General features: G+C 66.1%; 16 protein-coding genes and 1 riboswitch. Of the genes, 10 read left to right on the forward strand and 6 right to left on the reverse strand.

From position 1 onward, the window contains the following. The first annotated feature begins 48 nt into the window (after nucleotides 1–48). Genes BT115_RS07350 through BT115_RS07365 form a run of 4 tightly spaced genes read left to right on the forward strand, consistent with a single transcriptional unit; the run spans nucleotide 49 to nucleotide 3,160 of the window. Nucleotides 49–678, forward strand: coding sequence for a YceI family protein (locus BT115_RS07350; protein ID WP_072322300.1), 630 nt, complete (start codon nucleotides 49–51; stop codon nucleotides 676–678). Next, a complete protein-coding gene (locus BT115_RS07355; RefSeq protein WP_072321812.1) occupies nucleotides 662–1,246 on the forward strand; it encodes a cytochrome b in 585 nt (194 codons plus the stop codon). The genes BT115_RS07350 and BT115_RS07355 overlap by 17 nt, the downstream gene beginning before the upstream one ends. Further along, nucleotides 1,243–1,803 (forward strand): YceI family protein, encoded by a 561-nt coding sequence (locus tag BT115_RS07360; protein WP_072321813.1) that lies wholly within the window; start codon nucleotides 1,243–1,245, stop codon nucleotides 1,801–1,803. The genes BT115_RS07355 and BT115_RS07360 overlap by 4 nt, the downstream gene beginning before the upstream one ends. 7 nt (nucleotides 1,804–1,810) lie before the next feature. After that, a complete protein-coding gene (locus BT115_RS07365) occupies nucleotides 1,811–3,160 on the forward strand; it encodes a GTP-binding protein (protein ID WP_072321814.1) in 1,350 nt (449 codons plus the stop codon). A 6-nt stretch (nucleotides 3,161–3,166) separates the two neighbouring features. Here BT115_RS07365 and BT115_RS07370 read toward each other — a convergent pair whose 3' ends face one another. Beyond that, nucleotides 3,167–3,406, reverse strand: a complete 240-nt coding sequence (locus BT115_RS07370) for a glutaredoxin family protein (protein ID WP_072321815.1) — start codon at nucleotides 3,404–3,406, stop codon at nucleotides 3,167–3,169. A 73-nt stretch (nucleotides 3,407–3,479) separates the two neighbouring features. On the opposite strand from BT115_RS07370, the gene BT115_RS07375 reads away from it, so the two are divergent. Beyond that, nucleotides 3,480–4,862 (forward strand): L-serine ammonia-lyase, encoded by a 1,383-nt coding sequence (locus tag BT115_RS07375; RefSeq protein ID WP_072321816.1) that lies wholly within the window; start codon nucleotides 3,480–3,482, stop codon nucleotides 4,860–4,862. 183 nt (nucleotides 4,863–5,045) lie between these two features. On the opposite strand, the gene BT115_RS07380 is transcribed toward BT115_RS07375, so the two are convergent. Beyond that, entirely contained in the window at nucleotides 5,046–5,426 is a 381-nt protein-coding gene (locus BT115_RS07380; protein ID WP_072321817.1) for a hypothetical protein, read from the reverse strand. Nucleotides 5,427–5,586: 160 nt separating this feature from the next. Between BT115_RS07380 and BT115_RS07385 the strand changes: the two genes are divergently transcribed. Beyond that, nucleotides 5,587–7,257: an APC family permease gene (locus BT115_RS07385; protein ID WP_072321818.1), complete on the forward strand. Its 1,671-nt coding sequence runs from the start codon at nucleotides 5,587–5,589 to the stop codon at nucleotides 7,255–7,257. A 113-nt stretch (nucleotides 7,258–7,370) separates the two neighbouring features. On the opposite strand, the gene BT115_RS07390 is transcribed toward BT115_RS07385, so the two are convergent. The 3 genes from BT115_RS07390 to BT115_RS07400 are packed head-to-tail and all read right to left on the reverse strand — an operon-like array spanning nucleotide 7,371 to nucleotide 10,668. Continuing rightward, complete coding sequence (locus BT115_RS07390; RefSeq protein ID WP_072321819.1) at nucleotides 7,371–8,438, reverse strand: homoserine dehydrogenase; 1,068 nt, start codon at nucleotides 8,436–8,438, stop codon at nucleotides 7,371–7,373. Continuing rightward, complete coding sequence (metB, locus tag BT115_RS07395) at nucleotides 8,435–9,628, reverse strand: cystathionine gamma-synthase (RefSeq protein ID WP_072321820.1); 1,194 nt, start codon at nucleotides 9,626–9,628, stop codon at nucleotides 8,435–8,437. The genes BT115_RS07390 and metB overlap by 4 nt, the downstream gene beginning before the upstream one ends. Before the next feature lie 2 nt (nucleotides 9,629–9,630). Next, a complete protein-coding gene (locus BT115_RS07400; protein ID WP_083527342.1) occupies nucleotides 9,631–10,668 on the reverse strand; it encodes a homoserine O-succinyltransferase MetX in 1,038 nt (345 codons plus the stop codon). Between the two features lie 94 nt (nucleotides 10,669–10,762). Beyond that, nucleotides 10,763–10,875: riboswitch (SAM riboswitch) on the reverse strand. A gap of 213 nt (nucleotides 10,876–11,088) precedes the next feature. Between BT115_RS07400 and BT115_RS07405 the strand changes: the two genes are divergently transcribed. After that, nucleotides 11,089–12,105, forward strand: a complete 1,017-nt coding sequence (locus BT115_RS07405) for a cysteine synthase A (RefSeq protein WP_072321821.1) — start codon at nucleotides 11,089–11,091, stop codon at nucleotides 12,103–12,105. A gap of 82 nt (nucleotides 12,106–12,187) precedes the next feature. Beyond that, a complete protein-coding gene (locus BT115_RS07410) occupies nucleotides 12,188–13,789 on the forward strand; it encodes a peptide chain release factor 3 (RefSeq protein ID WP_072321822.1) in 1,602 nt (533 codons plus the stop codon). 42 nt (nucleotides 13,790–13,831) lie between these two features. Here the strand turns inward: BT115_RS07410 and BT115_RS07415 are convergent, their stop codons facing one another. Continuing rightward, nucleotides 13,832–15,490: an FAD-dependent oxidoreductase gene (locus BT115_RS07415; protein ID WP_072321823.1), complete on the reverse strand. Its 1,659-nt coding sequence runs from the start codon at nucleotides 15,488–15,490 to the stop codon at nucleotides 13,832–13,834. A 133-nt stretch (nucleotides 15,491–15,623) separates the two neighbouring features. Between BT115_RS07415 and BT115_RS07420 the strand changes: the two genes are divergently transcribed. Beyond that, nucleotides 15,624–16,529 carry a CPBP family intramembrane glutamic endopeptidase gene (locus BT115_RS07420; RefSeq protein ID WP_072321824.1) on the forward strand — a complete coding sequence of 302 codons (906 nt, stop codon included), beginning with the start codon at nucleotides 15,624–15,626 and terminating at the stop codon, nucleotides 16,527–16,529. Nucleotides 16,530–16,625: 96 nt separating this feature from the next. Further along, nucleotides 16,626–20,279, forward strand: coding sequence for a response regulator (locus BT115_RS07425; protein ID WP_072321825.1), 3,654 nt, complete (start codon nucleotides 16,626–16,628; stop codon nucleotides 20,277–20,279). Nucleotide 20,280: the final 1 nt, after the last annotated feature.

Here is a 20,280-nt window from a genome sequence, read left to right on the forward strand (position 1 = left end):
TGGCTCCCACGGCCGCTCGACGGCCCTTCGCGCGACAGGCCAGCCCGTATGCGTCACGCCCGTTACCTGATCCCCATCGCGCTGGCGACGCTCCCCGTCGTCTCGGTGGCCACCCCCGTCGCCTACACCATCGACCCGGTACACAGCCAGGTTGTCTTCAACGTCGATCACAACGGGTTCTCCCGCTCCTTCGGACGTCTGCGCATCACCGAAGGCACGATCGTTTTCGATCGCGACGACTGGTCGAAATCCTCGGTGCAGGCTACCGTCGACCTTGCGTCGGTCGACATGGGCGATGCCTCATGGGACAAGGCCGTTCGCGGCTCCAGCCTGCTCGACAGCGATCGCGCATCGACGGCGCGCTACGTCAGCGAATCGGTAGAGAAACGCAACGACGACGAAGGCGTCGTCCATGGCAAGCTCACCCTGCGCGGTACCACGTTGCCCTTGGACATCCCGTTCCGCGTGAACCGCATCGGCAAGACCATCTACGGCCTGCATACGGTAGCGGGCTTTTCTGCGCAGGTGACGCTCGACCGCACAGCCTACGGCATGACATCCAATCGCAATTCGATCGGCACTAACGTATCCGTCTGGCTGGAGATCGAAGGCATTCGCAGCGGCGAAGCCAGCCGCACATCCGACGAGAAGGAGACTACCCATGCCCCTGCGCAGTGACGCCACCCGCTGGAGCACCATCACCAAGACCTTCCACTGGACGATGGCGTTGCTGATTCTCGGCAACGGCTTCTTCGCCCTGTGGATGGACGGCCTCAAGCCGTCGATGGAAAAGATCAACATGTTCGCGCTGCACAAGTCGATCGGATTGACCGTGCTGGCGCTGTTCTTCCTGCGTCTGGTGTGGCGCCTGGCCGATCGACGGCCGCCGGAGGATGCGGCACCCCGATGGCAGCGTGTCGCTGCACAGGTGGTGCATGGTTTCCTCTATCTGCTCATCGTGGCATTGCCGCTTACCGGCTGGGCCTTCAACTCGGCACACGGTTATCCGCTGCAGTACTTCAAGCAGTTCAACCTGCCGGCGCTGGTGGAAAAGAACGACGCCTTGTCCAGCGTATTCGGCGAAGTGCACGAATACCTGTTCTGGTTCCTGATCCTCGTGCTTGTCGCTCACGTCGGCGGCGCGCTGAAGCATCACCTCATCGACCGCGACGACACGCTTCGCCGCATGCTGCCTTTCGGTCGCGCCAAGCGCGCCACCCCCACCCTGCCTGGAGACACGCCATGAATCCGACCATCCGCCGCTTGTCCGCTCTTGCCCTCGCGCTCGCCTTGCCTTTCGCCGCTTCCGCGGCCGACTACAAGGTAGGTCCGGGCAGCACCCTCGGCTTCAGCGGCAAGTTCCAGGGCCAGCAGTTCGACGGCAGCTTCGGCAAGTTCGACGCCGCCATCAGCTACGACCCCGCCAATCTCGCCACGGCAAAGTTCGACGTGACGGTGGACGTCGCCACGGCCAAGACCGGCGACAACGACCGCGACAACGCCCTGCCCGGCAGCGATTTCTTCGACGCCGCCAAGTATCGTCAGGCGCATTACGTCACCACAGGCTTCAGCAAAGACGCCAAGGGAAATGTCATCGCCAACGGCAATCTCACGCTGCACGGGGTCACCAAGCCGGTGCAACTCAAGGTCGTGTTCAATCCGAATGCCGGTGGCGCGCGTCTGTCGGTGACCGGTACGCTCAACCGCCTCGACTTCGGCGTCGGCAGCGGTGAGTACAAGGACACCTCGACGATCGCGAACGAGGTGCTGGTCAACGGCTCGCTGAATCTGCTGCCGAAGTAAGCGCCACGTGACCGACTGGCGCGAACGCCTGCACGGCATCACGTCGCGCTTTCGTCGCGGCGGGCACACGCGGCCCGCCGATGACGAACGCGGCGGCGCGGTGGCCGCCAGCCTTCGCGACCTGCTCCACGATGCGTCGATCCCGACCGACGTTCGCGCCACCATGGCAGCGGATTTCGAACGCGTGGAGCGCATGCTCGACCGGCTCGAGAACGACGAGCTTCACGTGGCGGTGTTCGGCCGCGTCTCGGCGGGCAAGTCGGCGCTGTGCAATGCCTTGCTCGGCCGCGACGCCTTCGCGGTAGGCGTGTTGCATGGCACGACCACCGAGGCGGATGCCGCGCGGCTCGACGAGGCCGCGTCGGCCGGGCTCGTGCTCATCGACACGCCGGGCATCAACGAACTGGGTGGCGAAGCCCGCGAGAAACTCGCGTTCGAGGTCGCAGAGGTCAGCGACCTCATCGTTTTCGTGGCCGACGGCGATCTCACTCGCGAGGAACGCGATGCGCTGCGCACCCTGGCAGCCACCCGCCGTCCTCTGCTACTGGTACTCAACAAGGCCGACCGCTACGGCGACGACGAGCGCGACGGCCTGCTGGAAAGGTTGCGCGAGCATGCCGCGGGAATGGTCCGACGTGAGGACGTGCTGGCGACGATGGCACGCCCCGCACCACACGACGTGGTGGAAGTGGATGCGCAGGGGCACGAGCGGCGCTTGAGTGAAGCCCGCGCGGCGGACGTCGGAGCACTCAAGGCCCGGCTGCTCGCCATCGCGGAGCGCGAGGGCAAGACCCTGTCGGCCATCAACGCCGGCCTGTTCGCCGGCAAGCTGACCGACCAGGTCACCGCGCGCATCGCCAGCACCCGACGCGAGGTCGCCGATGGCGTCATTCGCCAGTACTGCATCGCCAAAGCGGTCGCCGTGGCCCTCAATCCCGTGCCCGTGGCAGACCTGCTGCTGGCCGGCGGCCTCGATGCCGCGATGGTCGTGCAGCTCGGTCGCGTCTACGGGCTGCCGCTGACGCGCAGCGAATCCGGCCGCCTCGTCGCCGTCATCAGCACGCAGCTTGCCGCGCTCATGGGTGCGGTGTGGGGCGTGCAACTGGCGGCGTCGGCGCTCAAGGGCCTGAGCGGCGGCCTATCCGTCGTGGTGACCGCTGCCGCCCAGGGCGCGCTCGGCTGGTACGCCACGGTGCTCATCGGCCGCGTCGCGGAGCATTACCTGGTGTCCGGCAAGTCCTGGGGCGAGCACGGGGCGAAGCGCGCCGTGGCCGATATCGTGGCGGGACTCGACAGGGATTCCATCCTCCGCGAGGCGCGTGAGGAAATTCTGCGGCGACTGAAGACGGCGCGCTGATCGCGACTAGGGCGACTTCGCCGCCGCAGCGAACGCGTGCACGGCCGCGAGGTCGAACGGCCAATCCAATTCGGCACCGTCGGCCCGGCGCAGTACAGGCACCCGCGCACCGTAACTCGCTTCCAGCGCGTCGTCCTCGTCGATCCAGATCGACGTGAAATCCGGAAAGCGGGCCTGCGCCAGCACGGCCAGTGCCTGATCGCAGAGGTGACAATCGTCGCGCTGGTAAAGAGTGAAGGCGTGCATGCGCGGGTGTATGGGGTCGGTGGACACGGCAGCGTAGAATAACCGGTCATTCCCCGCAGCCCACCTCCCCGCCATGGCAGTCAGCGTCTTCGACCTTTTCAAGATCGGCATCGGCCCGTCCTCGTCGCACACGGTAGGCCCGATGCGCGCGGGTGCACGATTTGCCGAGCATTGGCTGGAGGAAAAGGGCGTACTGGATCGTGTGGCGCGGGTCCGGTGCGAACTGTTCGGCTCGCTGGCAATGACCGGGCGCGGCCATGGTACCGACAAGGCCGTGCTGCTCGGTTTCGAGGGCGAATGGCCGGACCGCGTGGATCCCGACAGTATTCCCGCGACCCTGGAGCGCATCCGCTCCAGCAAGCGCATACGCATCCTGGGCCGGCACGAGATTCCGTTCGACGAGAAGGCCGACCTGGTCTTCAACAAGCGACAGAAACTTCCGTTCCACACGAACGGCATGCGTTTCTCGGCGTACGACCACGCCGGGAACGAACTCGCCACGCGCGACTACTACTCGGTGGGTGGCGGCTTCGTGGTGAATCCCGACGAAGCGGCGGAAGACCGCATCGTCGCCGACACCAGCGAACAGCCGTTCCCGTTCTCCACGGGCGACCAGCTCATGTCGCTGTGCAAGGAGCACGGGCTCACGATCGCGCAGCTCATGATGCGCAACGAAAGCATCTGGCGCCCCGAGCACGACACCCGTGCGGGTCTGTTGCGCATCTGGAAGGCCATGCAGGACTGCGTGGCGCGTGGGCTGCGCTCGCCTGGCGTATTGCCCGGCGGCCTCAAGGTGAACCGTCGCGCGCCCGCCATGGCCGCCGAATTGCGTGCGCAGCCGGAGGCGGCGCTGCGTGATCCGCTGACCATCCTCGACTGGGTGAACCTCTACGCGCTTGCGGTCAACGAGGAAAACGCCGCGGGCGGCAGCGTCGTCACGGCGCCGACCAACGGCGCCGCTGGCATCGTGCCGGCCGTGCTGCATTACTACCGTCATTTCTGCCCGAGCGCCTCGGAAGACGGCGTCATCGAGTTCCTGCTCACGGCCGGTGCCATCGGCATCCTCTACAAGGAAAACGCCTCGATCTCCGGCGCCGAGGTCGGCTGTCAGGGCGAGGTGGGCGTGGCCTGCTCCATGGCCGCAGGCGGTCTTGCCGCGGCCCTCGGCGGCAGCGTGACCCAGGTGGAAAACGCCGCCGAGATCGGCATGGAGCACAACCTGGGACTCACCTGCGATCCGATCGGCGGCCTGGTGCAGATCCCGTGCATCGAGCGCAACGCCATGGGCGCGGTAAAGGCGATCAACGCCAGCCGCATGGCGCTCAAGAGCGATGGCAAGCATCACGTCTCGCTCGACAAGGTCATCGCCACCATGCGCGACACCGGCCGCGACATGAAGGACAAGTACAAGGAAACCTCGCGCGGCGGTCTGGCCGTGAATGTCATCGAGTGCTGAATAAGCACGGGGAGCCGCTCTAGCGGCGAGAAACCAACGAAGCGAGGGTAGGAGCCACCCTGGTGGCGAAAAGCCAACGAAGCGGTGTAGCAGCGAGGCAAGTTCCCATCGCCAGCAGGCTGGCTCCCACCGGCACGTTCCCACCAGCAGGTTCCCACCCATAGGCTCCGATCGGCAGGACCGTCAGCGCGACGGGCACAGCCGCGGGAGGCGGTCCACCGTCTCCACGCGCACCGGTTCGTCCTCGCCCCACCAGTTCGCGACCGCCGTGTAGCAGATCCGCAGCTTGCCCCGGCGGGTGTCGAACCGCTGCTTGCTGGTGTAGGCGAAACAGGACACCGAGGCCAGGTGCCCCAGTTCGCGCATGGCAATGGCGCAGCGCCGCACGGATTCCACCGGATCTTCGCCAGGGTACAGCGTGAAGTAAAAACCCTTGGCGGTACGGTCGTAGGACTCCGAATCGATCAGTCGGCCCTTGTCGCTCCAGGGCTCTTCGGCTGCGGCAACGCCGCATACCGTCAAGGCCATGAGCCACATGCCGCTGGCGACCACCTTCGAACGCATCCGAACCCCTTCGTCCCTACCGCGTCGGCCAGTGTATATCGATGACGCGGCGGTTGGGGTGAGCCATCGCTGGCTGACACGAGCGGCCGGGGCTGTCATCATCCGGCCCTTGTGCCGCCCTGGGCCGGGTTCCCACCCGTCCCGTCCGACCGGAGTCACCATGTCTCACAGCGCTATCCGCCGCGATGTCGGCGCCTTTGCCCTCATGCTTACTGGCCTGGGCTCGATCATCGGCTCAGGCTGGTTGTTCGGCGCCTGGCACGCGGCGCAGCTCGCCGGCCCCGGCGCCATCTACGCTTGGATCATCGGCGCCGTCATCATCCTGTTCATCGCCCTCACCTACGCCGAACTCGGCGCGATGTTCCCCGAATCGGGAGGCATGGTGCGCTACGGCCACTATTCGCACGGTTCGCTGGTGGGCTTCATCGCCGGCTGGGCAAACTGGATCGCCATCGTGTCCGTGATCCCGGTGGAAGCCGAGGCCTCGGTCCAGTACATGGCGTCTTGGCCGTGGGAGTGGGCCGCGTGGACGAAAGAACTCTACGTCGTCACCAACGGTCACGGCGAGCTGACGCCTCCCGGCCTCGCCATCGCCGTCGTGCTGGTGCTGGTGTACTTCTTCCTCAATTTCTGGAGCGTGAGGCTCTTTGCCAAGAGCAATACCGCCATCACGGTCTTCAAGCTTGTGGTGCCCGCAGCCACCGGCATCGCGCTGATCGCCACCAGCTACAACCCGGGCAACTTCCACATCGGTGCGCACGGCGGCACCCACGCCATCGACATCTCGTCGATCCTTACCGCCGTTGCCATCTCGGGCATCGTCTTCAGCTTCAACGGCTTCCAGAGCCCGGTGAACCTCGCCGGCGAAGCGCGCAATCCAGGTCGGAGCGTACCGCTGGCGGTCATCGGCTCGATCCTGCTTGCCACGGTCGTGTACGTACTGCTGCAGGTCGCCTTCATCGGTGCGGTGCCGCCCGACCAGCTCGGCAACGGCTGGGCCGGTCTCGAATACGCGTCGCCCTTCGCCCAGCTCGCCACCGCACTGATGATCAACTGGATGGCCATCCTGCTTTACGCGGATGCCTTCGTCAGCCCGAGCGGCACGGGTGCCACCTATACGGCGACCACCGCACGCATGATCTACGCCATGGAGCGCAACGGGCAGTTGCCGAAGATCTTCGGCCACATTCATCCGCGCTTCGGCATTCCGCGCCCGGCAATGTGGCTGAACCTCGTGGTGAGCTTCATCTTCCTGTTCTTCTTCCGCGGCTGGGGCACGCTGGCCGCGGTGATCTCGGTCTCCACGATCATTTCGTACCTGACCGGCCCGGTCAGCGTGATGACTCTTCGTCGCACTGCGCCGGAACTCAAGCGCCCGCTGCGTATCCCCGGTCTGCCGATCCTCGCCGCACTCGCCTTCGTCTTCGCCACCGAACTGCTGTACTGGGCGAAGTGGCCGCTGACCGGCGAGATCATCCTGCTGATGGTCGTGGCGCTGCCGATCTACTTCTACTACACCGCCAAGAGCGGCTGGGAAGACTTCCGCCGGCACCTGAAGGGCGCGTGGTGGCTGATCGTGTACCTGCCGGTGATCGCCGCCGTGTCCTGGGGCGGCAGCAAGACCTTCGGTGGGCACGACTACATCCCCTACGGCTACGACCTGGCCCTGGTAGCCGTGATCGGCGTGGTGTTCTATTTCTGGGGCATTGCCACCGGCTGGCGCACGCCGATGGTGGAAGCGGCGCGCTTCCATCATGACGACGGTCTGCCCGGCGACCCGGAGCTTCCGCCGAGCGTGGACGAGGCCGAGCGAGTCACCGGCCACCGCTGACCAAGCATCGAGGCGAGTTCCCCTCGCCGCCATGGCGGCTCCCACAAGCCCAGGCATCTTGGTGGGAGCCGCCATGGCGGCGAGAAGCCAACAGGGCGGCGACGCCGGAACCCTTAGACGGCCAGGATGTCGCCCAGCAGCGCCTGCGCCGTGATTTCGGGGCCTGCACCGGGCCCTTGGATCACCAGCGGTGTGGCGTGGTATCGCGTCGTGGTCAGCGCGAACTGGTTGTCGGTGCCCGAGAGCCGCGCGGCGGGGTGATCGGCGTCCACTTCCACCAGACCGACGCGCGCTCGCCCGCGTTGGTTGAGCCGTGCGAGATAGCGCAGCCGCTTGCCGTTGGCCTTGGCTTGCACATGACGCGCGCGCAGCGGTTCGTCCAGTTCCTCGAGGCGGTCGAGAAACGTCTGCGTGTCGATGCCACGAAGCGCCTCGGGCACCAGACTCTCGACCTCCACCTCGTCGCTGCCGAGCGCGAAGCCGGCATGGCGGGCGATGATCAGCAGCTTGCGCGCCACGTCCTCGCCGGAAAGGTCCGAACGCGGATCGGGCTCGGTGAAGCCAAGCTGGCGCGCATCGCGCAGCAAGGCTGAAAACGGACGGCTTCCGTCGTACTGGTTGAACAACCACGACAGCGAGCCGGAAAACACGCCTTCGAGCGTCAGCAGGCTGTCGCCGCACTGGCGCAGGCGACGAAGCGTGGACAGCACAGGAAGGCCCGCGCCGACCGTGGCGGCGTCGCCGTAGACCGCGCCGTTGGCAAGCGCCTTCTGCAGGGCACGCCAGCCGGCGAGCTGCCCCCCGGCCAGCGCCTTGTTCGCTGTCACGACGTGGTATCCCGCCGCGAGCCAGTCCGCATGACGCCCCGCTTCGACCGTGCAGGCCGTGGCATCCACGACGATCTTGTGGGCCGCACCGGCTGCATCCAGCGCCGCCAGCAAGGGCCCGTTGTCGCGCCCTTCGCGGCTGCGGGCGAGGCATTCGACCGCGTCGCCGGGCACCGCACCGTCGGGCAGCACATGTTGGCGTTTTGAATTGGCGGCGCCGACGAGGCGCAAGGATGCCGCCGCGGGTGTTCCGAGCAACGTCAGCAAGGCACGCCCGACGACGCCGGTACCCAAAAGGACAAGCGCGCTGCGCGGCGCGGTATCGACGCGCGGAGCGAAGGCCACCGCGCTCATGCGCCAACCAGACGCTGGGAAGCGACGGCGCCCGCGGCGGCAGCACGCGCCAGACCGGCTTCCAGATCGGCGAGCAGGTCGTCGCCGTCTTCGATGCCGATCGACAGACGCAGAAGATTGTCGGCGATACCGGCAACGCGACGGGCCTCCGGTGCCATGGCCGCATGCGTCATCGTAGCCGGATGCGCCACCAGGCTCTCTACGCCACCCAACGACTCAGCGAGCGAGAAGAAGCGCAGGCCATCGACGAAGGCCTCGATCGCGGGAACGCCACCGGCGATCTCAAAGCTCAACATGGCGCCGAAGCCAAGCTGCTGGCGCTGCGCCAGCGCATGACCCGGGTGCGACGCGAGGCCAGGATAGTAGACGCGCTCCACCACCTCATGCGCATCCAGTCGTGCCGCAATACGCCGCGCATTTTCCTCGTGCGCGCGCAGGCGCACGGCCAGGGTCCGCACGCCGCGCAGGGTAAGAAAGCTGTCGAACGGCGAACCGGTCAGGCCATTGCAGTTGCCCCACCACTTCAACTGGTCGGCCACGGCGGGATCGGCGGCGATCACCGCGCCTCCGACGACGTCGCTGTGTCCGTTGATGTACTTCGTGGTCGAATGTACGACGACGTCGGCACCCAGCTTCAACGGCTGCTGCAGCGCGGGCGAAAGAAAGGTGTTGTCCACGACGACGAGCGCGCCCACGGTATGCGCGGCCTGGGCCACATGGCGGACATCGGTGATACGCAGCAGCGGGTTCGACGGGGTCTCGATCCATACCAGCGCGGGGTGGGCGGCGAGGCCATCGGCAAGCGCCGTCGGGTCGGTGAAATCGACGAAGCGCACCGCGAAGCGGCCCTTCTTTGCCCACGCGTCGAGCAGACGCCAGGTACCGCCGTAGCAATCGTGTGCCGCCAGAACCAACGCGCCGGCCGGAACGAGTTCGAGAGCCAGGGCGACGGCAGACATGCCGCTGCCGGTGACCACGGTACCCGCGCCCTCTTCCAGCTCGGTAAGCGCTTCCGCGAGCAGGTCGCGCGTGGGATTGCCGCTGCGCGAGTAGTCGTAGGCGCGCTTGCGACCGAATCCCTCGAACGAGTAGTTGGTGGACAGGTGCAGGGGCGGCACCACGGCCCCATGCTGGGTATCGGATTCGATGCCGGCGCGCACGGCACGGGTACAAAGACGGGAATCGGTCATGATCAGCGGTCTCCGTGACAGTCGTTGAGTGCGTGACGCAGCACGGGAGCGAGCTGCACGGTCTCTTTCAGAAAGGCATCGTGGCCGTAAGGCGAATCGACGACTTCAAGCGTCGCGGTGCCACCGAGGCGACGCTGCAGTTCGCACAGGTCGGCAAGCGGCACGAGGCGGTCGGAAGGAAAGCCGACCAGGGTGGTCGTTGCGTGGATGCGTTCGGGTGCGATGTCGTGCAGATCGATCGATTCCGACAGTGCGAGGAATCTGGACGCATCGAAGCGCTCGACGAAACGACGGCCGGCGTGCTCCAGATAATCCTCTACAGGGAAGTGGAAGCGGCCCTCGCGCAGCTCCGGGCCGGCGGCGAAGCGCCGGGAGAATTCCTCGCTGCCGCGATAGGTGGTCATGGCCAGTTGCCGCGCCAGTGCGAGGGCTTCGTCGGTGCATCCCGTCGCAAGACCGAGCCGCACGATGCCGCGCTGTACCGAGCGTTGCGCCGTGGCGAGCGGATGCGGACGATGCGCGCCGGCCAGCAGCACCAGTGACTTCACCTTGTCGGCATGGTTCGCCGCGAAGGCCAGCCCGACCATGGCGCCGTAGGAACTGCCGACGAACGCCTGCACGCGACCGATACCGAGTTCGTCCACGAGTACCGCGAGCGCCGCGGCCTGGTCTTCGCTCGAGACCGAGGGCACGCCTTCGAGTTCCGCGGGCACGATCCAGTCGATCGAGAGCACGCGGCAGGCCAGCAGATCGATGGCTGCGCCCTGCCCCACCAGATCCTGCCACCATCCCCCGACGCGCTCACGGCCAGCGCAGACGTCGCGATCGGCCGATATGCCACCCTGGACGATGACCGTCGGGGCATGCGGCGCGCCGCACCACAGATAGCGAATGTCGACTTCGACCGGACCGCTGCCGTACTTCGGCGTGAAGACGACGCGGCGTGTACCGCGGTGTTCGGTGAGATCGGCGGCGCGTCGCGCCGCAGCGGGGGCAGCCACTTCAGGGAGGGAGATCACGGTAAGGGGCTCTGCTGACATGTCCGGAGGTTCCTGCGTTCGGGATCGAGGCCCCGCGGATACCGGCGTCGGATTGTCTGCGCCACGGGTGCGCGAAAGCGCGCCCAGAACGGACATCCCATCTATCGGCTGGCGTGAAACACGCCCCGCAGGAGTTGGCACCGTCGCGGAAATCCGCAGGTTGCCCCGGCTTCAAAGGGCCTGTCCCTCAGCCGGTCTCGATGAGTGAAACCGACGATACGCTCGCCCAACCATGCTGTCAACAGACGTTTAGACGTCCAGATGTCCAGACGTCTCATCGAAATGCCATTACCTGGATTGCCACCCATCCCTTGGTGCGCATGGCCTCCAGCACCGACTCATGCGCCACGACAGCGGACGCATCGAGACGCAAGCCGCGATCTCGGTCACCTGTGGACTTCTGCGGGTTACGATCCGCGCATGACTATCCACGCCAACTTCGCTGCTGCCATCGGCCATACGCCGCTCATACGCCTTCGCAACGCCTCCGAAGCCACGGGCTGCGAGATCCTCGCCAAGGCCGAATTCCTCAATCCCGGCGGTTCCGTGAAGGACCGCACCGCCCTTGGCCTGCTCGACGACGCCGAGCGTCGCGGCCTCCTCCGCGCCGGAGGCACCGTGGTCGAAGGCACCGCGGGCAACACCGGCATCGGGCTGGCCCTGCTGGGCGCCAGCCGCGGGTATCGCACCGTGATCGTCATGCCGGAAACGCAGAGCCGCGAGAAGATCGACGCCTTGCGCGTCACAGGTGCCGAGGTGCGCCTCGTGCCCGCCGCACCATACAAGGACCCCGGCCACTACGCTCACGTCGCCCGCGCGTTGGCCGAAACGCTGAACGCGGACGACCCCGGAAGCGCCTGGTTCGCCAACCAGTTCGACAACACCGCCAACCGGGACTGGCACGAGGTCCATACCGGCGCCGAGATCTGGGCCCAGACGGACGGCCGCATCGATGGCTTCGTCTGTGCCGCAGGTACGGGCGGCACGCTGGCCGGCGTCGGCCGCGCCTTGAAGGCACGGCGTAGCGACATTCGCATCGCCCTGGCAGACCCTTGTGGCTCGGCCCTCGCCCATTTCGTCACCCATGGCGAACTGCGTGCGGAAGGGAACTCGATCAGCGAGGGCATCGGCAGCAGTCGGATCACGGCCAATTTCACCGACGCTCCCGTGGACCTGGCCTGGTCCATCCCCGACGACGAATCGCTGCCTCTGGTCCACGATCTGCTGCACACGGAGGGCTATTGCGTGGGGGGCTCCAGTGGCGTCAACGTGGCCGGGGCGATCCGCCTGGCCCGGGAACTGGGCCCTGGCCACACCGTCGTCACGGTGCTGTGCGACGGCGGCATGCGCTACCAAGGCAAGTTGTTCAATCCAGCGTTCCTGCGCGGGAAGGGCCTGCCGGTGCCCGACTGGCTGGACGCCGCGTTTCCCGGCTAGCCACCCCGTACGAGCGTCGCCTGAGCGCCGGCCCTAACCCCCTGATACAATTCGCGGTTAGCCCTTCGATCCGGCCCGCCTCATGTCCTCACACCTCACCGAAACCCGCCGTCGGCGCAGCTTCGCCATCGTCAGCCATCCCGACGCCGGCAAGACCACGCTGACCGAAAAGCTCCTCCTGTTCGGCGGTGCGATCCAGATGGCCGGCTCCGTGAAGAGCCGCAAGGCCGCCCGCCACGCCACGTCGGACTGGATGGCCCTGGAAAAGGAGCGCGGCATTTCCGTGACCTCCTCGGTCATGCAGTTTCCGTACAACGACGCCATCGTGAACCTGCTCGACACCCCGGGCCACGCGGACTTCTCGGAAGATACCTACCGCGTGCTCACCGCGGTGGACTCCGCTCTGATGGTGATCGACTGCGCCAAGGGCGTCGAGGAACGCACGATCAAGCTGATGGAGGTCTGCCGGCTGCGCGACACGCCGATCATGACCTTCATCAACAAGCTCGACCGCGAGGGCCGCTCGCCGATCGAACTGCTCGATGAAGTGGAATCGGTGCTAGGCATCGCCTGCGCCCCGCTCACCTGGCCGATCGGCATGGGCTCGCGCCTGAAGGGCGTGTATCACGTGCTGCTTGACGAAGTGCACGTGTTCGAGCCGGGCAAGAACTTCACGCGCCAGGACTCCACGATCTTCAAGGGTCTGGATCACCCGGACCTTGCCGGCCGCATTGGTCAGGCCGCGCTCGACGAACTGCGCGACGAGCTGGAACTGGTGCTCGGGGCGTCCAATCCATTCGACGTGGAGGCCTATCTCGCCGGCACGCAGACGCCCGTCTTCTTCGGCTCGGCCGTGAACAACTTCGGCGTGCAGCTGCTGCTCGACTTCTTCGTGGAGCACGCGCCGTCGCCGCGTCCGCGCAACACGCTCACGCGTGAGGTGAAGCCCGAGGAAGAAAAGCTGACCGGCTTCGTCTTCAAGATCCAGGCGAACATGGACCCGGCACATCGTGACCGCGTGGCGTTCATGCGCGTCTGTTCCGGCACCTATACCGCCGGCATGAAGATGCAGCAGACGCGCACGGGCAAGGAAGTCCGCATCGCCAACGCCCTCACCTTCATGGCGTCGGATCGTGAAATCGTCGAGCGCGCCTATCCGGGCGACGTCATCGGCCTGCACAACCACGGCACCATCACCATCGGCGATACGTTCACCGAGGGCGAGCCGCTGTCGTTCACCGGCATCCCCAACTTCGCGCCCGAGCTGTTCCGCCGCGCACGACTGCGCGATCCGATGAAGATGAAGGCTCTGCAGAAAGGCCTCGCCCAGCTCTCCGAAGAAGGCGCCACGCAGTTCTTCCGTCCGCTGATGTCGAACGACCTCATCCTCGGTGCGGTCGGCGTGCTGCAGTTCGACGTGGTCGCGTATCGTCTGAAGGACGAATACAACGTCGATGCGACATTCGAGCAGGTCGGCGTCGCCACGGCGCGCTGGATCCACTGCGACGATGCGAAGAAGCTGGAGGAGTTCCGTGAGAAGAACGCGGGCAATCTCGCCATCGATGCCGCCGGTGAACTGGTGTACCTCGCGCCGACGCGCGTCAACCTGCAACTGGCGCAGGAACGCTGGCCGGGTGTTCGCTTCTCGGCCACGCGTGAGCACGCAGCCTCGGTAGAAGTCTGATGGCGATGCCGGCGGCGCAGGGAGGCGCCACCGCGAACCGCGTTACAAGGGCGACGGATTCAGGAAGCGATGGATCGCCTGCACCACCACCGAGCCCTCGCCCACGCTCGATGCCACACGCTTGATCGAACCCGAACGCACGTCGCCCACGGCGAACACACCGCGCAGCGTGGTCGCGAAGGGCGACGGTGTGGCATAGCCATCAGCATCGCGACCCGTGACCACAAAACCCTTGCGGTCAAGATCGAGACAACCTTCCAGCCAGGCGGTGTTTGGCTCGGCACCGATCATCACGAACAGGCTTCCCGCCTTGACTCGCGTCTGCGTGCCGTCGACGCAACGCCAGCCCACCTCGCGCAGATAGGCGTCGCCGTCGAGATGGTCGATCGTGCAGCGCGTGTGCAGCGTGATCCGCGGCGATTGAAGAATGCGCTGCACGAGATAGTCGGACATGGTGGACGCGAGGCCATCACCGCGCACGAGGATGTGCACGTGCTTCACGGTACGCGCAAGGAACACCGCGGCCTGGCCTGCGCTGTTGCCGCCGCCGACCACCACGACGTCCTCGCCGGCGCAGAGGGTCGCTTCCATCGCCGTGGCGGCATAGTGAATGCCCTGCCCTTCGAAGCGCTCGTAGTCGAGATGATCGAGCTTGCGATAACGTGCGCCCGTCGCCACGATCACCGCGCGGGCGCGCACCGATGTGCCGTCGTCGAGCATCAGGCGGTAGGGGTGCCTGCTGCAATCCATCGCCTGCACCGATCTCGCCATCGCCATGTGCGCACCGAACTTCATGGCCTGGACCTGGGCGCGCCCCGCCAGGGCTTCGCCCGAGATGCCGGTCGGAAAACCGAGATAGTTTTCGATCTTCGAACTCGTACCCGCCTGCCCACCGGGCGCGAGCGCTTCGAGCACCAGCGTGTCGAGTCCCTCGGACGCGGCATAGACGGCTGCTGCCAACCCGGCCGGCCCTGCCCCGATCACCGCCACATCGTGAATGTGATCGCTGTCGAGGTGAATGGAGATACCAAGCTCGTCTGCCAGCTCGCGCGTGGTGGGGCAACGCAGCACACGGCGGTCGGGCATGATCACCACCGGACACTCGGACGGATCGAGCCCGAACCCGTCGATGAGGTGCCTTGCGTCTTCGTCGATGTCGGTATCCAGCAGGCGATACGGATAACCATTGCGGATGAGGAAGCTGCGCAGGCGCACGGTATCCGCCGCGTGCGCGGAGCCGGCAAGCGTGACGCCACCCTGCCCGCTCTGGATGAGCCCAACGCGCCGGAGGATGAAGGCGCGCATGATGACCTCGCCGATATCCGGCTCGCCGGAGACCAGCTTGCGGAAGTTCACCGGGTCCACGCGCACCAGCCGCGTCTCGGAACCGGTGCGGCCGTTGACCATGATCTGGCGTTCGCTGAACAGATCGACCTCGCCCGTGAACTGGTTGGGCCCGTGTACCGTGAAGACGTTGGGCTGGCCGTTCTCGTCGAGATCGTAGACCTCGATGCAGCCCTCGATCACGAAGAAGTAGTCGATCCGCCGATCGCCGCGCCGGAACAGCACGGTGCCTTCGGGAACCACCTCCTCGACGCCGTACTTCACCAGCCGCGTCGCCATGTCCTCGTTGAGGCGCGGGAAGGTCTGTTCCTTGCGGTTCTGCGGGCTGGCGGGATCGTTCTGGGACGGAATGGCCATCGGGGGGGTCCAGGTGGTCGGGGCGGGCACGGCCGAGACCGCAACCCTAACGGAAGCGACGCGACACGATCTTGTATCGGAGCACCATCATGCCTGCGTAGACTGCGGCTGCAAGCCCCTCCACGAGCCCTCCATGCCCACCGAACCGAACGCCGTCACGACGTCATCCCTGCCTCTGCGCCTGCTGCGATCGCCGCTTGGCCGCATCCTCGTCTTCTTCATCACGCTGACCCTCATCGGCATGGTACTGGGGCGCATCTACAGCGGCCTGGACCTGCCGCAGGGTCATCTCGCCATGCGCGACGTCACGCCCCTGCTGGCAGCATTCAAGATCGCGCCCGCCGTGCTGGCCTACTGGCTGCTCGTACGCACGATCGAGAACCGACGGGTCGACGAACTGGCGGCCCGCAAGGCCCTGCCCCATCTGCTTGCCGGCATCGCTGCAGGCGCGCTGGTGTTCTCGCTCGTCGTCGGCAGCCTGTGGGCCTTCGGCGCCTATGTGGTGGACGGCACGAACCGCGACGTGGCCTGGCTCGGGCCGATTCTCGTGCTGGGTGTGGGCGCGGGCGTGGTCGAGGAAATCATCAGCCGCGGCGTCATCTTCCGCATCGTCGAGGAAGGGCTCGGAACCTGGGCGGCGCTGTTCATCTCCGCGGCGCTGTTCGGCGGGCTGCATATCTGGAATCCCAACGCCACGGCGTGGAGCGCCATTGCCATCGCCCTGGAAGCGGGCCTGCTGTTCGGGCTGCTCTATCACGCCACCCGTTCGCTGTGGGTATGCATGGGCGCGCATGCGGCGTGGAATGTCACGCAAGGTCCGGTCTACGGCATTCCGGTATCCGGCTTCGAACAGCAAGGCCTGCTGAGATCGCACATGCAGGGACCGGACTGGCTGACCGGCGGCGCATTCGGTGCCGAGGCTTCCGTCGTCGCCCTGGCCATCTGTTCCATGGTGACGGCGGGCTGCCTGGCCGTTGCCGTCCGCCGCGGCTCGCTGGTAGCACCCGCATGGCGCCGGAAACGCGTCACGTCGGCCTGACAGCATCCCCGTTATGTGGTCCCTGCCATGGAAGGCGGCACGGCCGGATGTCACAGTTGTCACGCCCTCGCCTTATCGAGAACCGACGGTCCACGCATGAATTCTTCCGACAATCGGCATACCTGGCTGGCCGACCAGCCGCTGCAGCGCAAGATCGTCTTCGTCATCGGCGCCTTGCTTGCCCTCTTCGTGGCGACGAATCTCGGCAATCTCCTGTCGCTGTCGCGCGATCAGGAAGTCCGCGGGTGGACCGCGCATACCCACGACGTCCTGCTCTCACTGGAGACGCTGGACAGCGCCGCGCTGACCCGACAGGTCGCGGTGCGAGGCTACCTCTTGAGCCAGGCCGAGAGTGAATACGCCGACTTCGAGACCGCCGACCGCGCGGTGTCTCGCGAACTGGCGAATCTGAGGGCACTGACCGCCGACAACCCACTGCAACAGGCGCGCATCGATCGCCTCCAGGACATGCTGGAGCGCTGGAAAACCGAAGCCGTGCAGATCGGCCTGGAACCGATACGCGCGGTCGGCAGCGCCGAGTCGCCCAGCCTGGTGGAAACCCGCGTCGGCATTCAGCGGAATTACCTCGCCCATCGCACCGTCCACATGGAAGAGATCCGCGCACTCCTTGCCGAGATGTCGGCCACGGAGCGCACCTTGCTGGCGCAGCGCAGCGCCGCGGTGGATCGGCAGCAGACGATCACCACGTACTTCGACATCGGCTCGCTGGTGCTGTGCCTGATCTTCGGCGGCTTCGTCATCGGCATGACCTTCCGCCTCATCACCCGGCCGATCGTGCGAATGACCGGACTGATGACGCGGCTCGCCAATCACGATCACACGATCGAGGTGCGTCAACTGAATCGCGCCGACGAGATCGGTGAGATGGCCCGCGCGCTGCAAGTGTTCAAGGAAATGGCGATCGAGACGGCGGGACAGACCTGGCTGAAGTCCACCGTCACCCGGATCTCCAATCGCCTGCAGGAAGCCACCTCCTATCGTGAGTTCGCCGGCACGCTGATGTCGGAACTGGTGCCTTGTGTGCAGGCTGGCCTGGGCATGTTCTACGTGTTCCGCGAAGACACGGCGCGACTCGAACTGCTCGGCAGTTACGGCTACAAGGAACGTCGTCACGTCACGCCCGAATACGCCCTGGGCGAAGGGCTCGTCGGCCAAGCCGCCATCGAGCGGCACATGATCGTGCTGCAGGACGTACCCGGCGATTACGTGCGCATCCATTCCGGCAGTGGCGAGGCGTCGCCGCGCAGCGTCGTTGTGGTTCCCGTGCTGTCGCGCGATACCCTGCTCGGCGTGATCGAGATCGCGAGCTTCGCGCACCTCACCGACTTGCAGGAACGCTTGCTCGAAGAACTCATGCCGATCGTCGCGCTGTCGCTGGAAAATCTCGCACGCGCCCTGCGCACCAGCGACCTGCTGGAACAGACCCGCAGCCAGGCCGACGAGTTGCGCGCCTCCGAGGAGGCACTGCGTTCGCAGCAGGAAGACCTGCGCACGACCAACGACGAACTCAAGGCGAAGACGATCGAACTGCAGGAGCAGTCGCAGCGCCTGGTCGCCTCCGAAGAAGAGCTCCGCGTGCAGACCGAGGAACTGCACGCCTCCAACGAGGAGCTGCGCGAAAAGGGCGTCGTACTCCATCGCCAGAAGGAGGCGCTGGAAGCGCTGCAGAAGGACACCCAGGAGAAAGCCGAGGAACTCGCCCGAGCGAGCCAGTACAAGTCGGAGTTCCTGGCGAACATGTCGCACGAGCTGCGCACGCCGTTGAACAGCCTGCTGATCCTGTCGCGCAGCCTGGCCGACAACGACGACGAGAATCTCAATGCCGAGCAGGTGGAATCGGCGCGGATCATCCACGACGCCGGCTCCAACCTTCTGCGCCTGATCAACGACATTCTCGATCTTTCCAAAGTCGAGGCCGGGAAAATGGAACTGGCGGTCGAGCCGTTCCCACTGGCCGACCTGGTCCGCACACTGGGGCGCACCTTCAACCACGTCGCCCAGGAAAAGAAGCTCGCCTTCCAAGTGCACCTGTCGCCCGACCTGCCTGGCACGATCCGCACCGACGGCGGCAAACTCGAACAGGTCGTCAACAACCTGTTGAGCAATGCGTTCAAATTCACGGCCAGCGGCGGTGTCACGGTGACGATCGGCCGACCGGCCCAGGGCGACGAAGTACCGGCGGGGATCGACCGGGCACGGAGCATTGCCATCGCGGTCACGGATTCCGGCATCGGCATTCCGCCGGAGAAATTCCAACGGGTCTTCCACGCGTTCGAGCAGGTGGATGCCAGCACGAGCCGCCAATATGGCGGTACCGGCCTGGGACTTGCCATCTCGCGACGCATCGCCATGTTGCTCGGCGGCGACATCGCGCTGCGCAGCGCGCCGGGCGAAGGCAGCACGTTCACCGTCTACCTCCCCGAAGAGGCTCCCCACAGCGAAGGCGGCCCCGTCTCGGTGCCCCTGGAGCAGGCCGCCGCGGAAGCCACGTTGCCGCTTTCACCCGGCCTGCTCGCGGAGCGCATCGACGACGATCGTGACGCGCTTGCCCCTGGCGACACGGTCATCCTCGTGGTGGAGGACGATCCCGCTTTTGCCCGCATCCTCGCCGACATGATCCACCGCAAGGGTCATCGCGTTCTCGCCGCAGCCGACGGCGAATCGGGGCTTGCACTGGCTCGCCGCTATCGTCCCACCGGCATCCTGCTCGACGTGATGCTACCCGGCATGGATGGCTGGACCGTCATCGATCGGCTCAAGCACGATCCCTCCACGCGACACATACCGGTGCACTTCATCTCCGCCACCGACGACGCGACGCGCGGCCTGGAACTCGGCGCGGTAGGCTTCCTGACCAAACCCGTCAGCCGCGAGGCGATCACGACCGCCTTCGATCGCCTGATGCATTTCGCCGAGGGTCGCATGCGCCATCTACTGGTGGTCGACGACGACGCCAGCGCTCGCGCCGCGGTACGCACGCTGCTCAAGGACGACGCCGTCGCGATCGACGAAGCCTCGTCCGGCGAAGAAGCGCTCGCCAAGACGGCCAGCGAAGCCTACGACTGCATCGTGCTCGACCTCGGCCTGCCCGGCATGTCAGGCTTCGAATTCCTGGAGCAGATGGCGCAGCGAGGGCATACGCCGCCCGTGGTGGTGTATTCGGGCCGCGACCTCTCGCGTGAGGAGAGCCTGCGCATTCGCCAGTACACCGACAGCATCGTGGTCAAGGGCGCGCGCTCACCCGACCGCCTGCTCGACGAAGTGAGCCTGTTCCTGCATTCGATCCGCCACGGCAACGCCACGAGCGCGGATGAGGCGCGGCCGGCGGGTGGTGCGGAAGAAGCCGATCTGCGCGGCCGTCGCGTATTGATCGTGGACGACGACATGCGCAACCTCTTTGCGCTGTCGAAGGTCCTGCGCACGAAGGGCGTGGACGTTGCGATGGCGCAGGACGGTCGCAAAGCGATCGATACGCTCGAAAAGGACCCGGCCGTCGAGTTGGTCCTGATGGACATCATGATGCCGGTGATGGACGGCTATGACACGATGCGCGCCATTCGCGAGCAGCACGCCTTCGCCAGGTTGCCGATCATCGCGCTCACGGCCAAGGCCATGCGTGGCGACCGCGAGAAGTGTCTCGAAGCCGGCGCGAACGATTACCTGTCCAAGCCGATCGACGTGGACCGCCTGCTGTCGATGATTCGCGTCTGGCTACCTCCGCGGAGTTGAC

This window comes from Luteibacter sp. UNCMF366Tsu5.1, from assembly GCF_900119235.1.
Classification (GTDB): Bacteria; Pseudomonadota; Gammaproteobacteria; order Xanthomonadales; family Rhodanobacteraceae; genus Luteibacter; species Luteibacter flocculans.